This window comes from Streptomyces sp. ADMS (assembly GCF_033441795.1).
Lineage (GTDB): Bacteria > Actinomycetota > Actinomycetes > Streptomycetales > Streptomycetaceae > Streptomyces.
This window is the reverse complement of sequence record NZ_JAVFVX010000379.1, coordinates 1-611: the sequence shown is the minus strand read 5'-3', so window position 1 is coordinate 611 and position 611 is coordinate 1. Positions and strand designations below refer to the sequence as shown.

Annotated in this window: 1 protein-coding gene; it reads left to right on the top strand. The window is 71.2% G+C overall.

The window, feature by feature from the left end:
* The coding region (locus RB628_RS41145) for a multicopper oxidase domain-containing protein (protein ID WP_318325734.1) at window positions 1-611 on the top strand (611 nt) is incomplete at both ends.

Sequence of the window (611 nt, the reverse complement as noted above, 5' to 3'; positions counted from 1 at the left end):
CTCGATCCACTGGCACGGCATCGCCCTGCGCAACGACATGGACGGCGCACCCCCGACCACCCAGACCGCCGTGCGTGCCGGGAGCACCTTCACCTACCGGTTCATCGCCGACGCCCCCGGCACGTACTTCTTCCACCCGCACGTCGGCGTCCAGCTCGACCGCGGCCTGTACGCCCCGCTGATCGTCGAGGACCCGCGCGAGCCGCTGGCCTACGACGACGAATGGGTCGTCGTCCTCGACGACTGGGTCGACGGCGTCACCGGCACCCCCGACGAGGTCTTCGCCGAACTCAGGCAGGGCATGGGCGGCATGGACATGGGCGGCGACTCCGGCTCCGGCATGGAGGGCCACGACATGGGGAACATGAGCGACGATGCAGCCCCGTCCGCCTCCGCCTCATCGCGTGGGATGTCGTCGAGGTTCATGCTCATGGGCGCCGAGAGCGACCTGCTCGGCGGCGACGCCGGCGACGTGAAGTACCCCCACCACCTGGTCAACGGCCGTGTTCCGGCCGACCCGGACATCTACACGGCCGGGCCCGGCCGCAGGGTGCGGCTGCGGATCATCAACGCGGGCAGCGACACCGCCTACCGCGTCGCCCTCGGGGGCC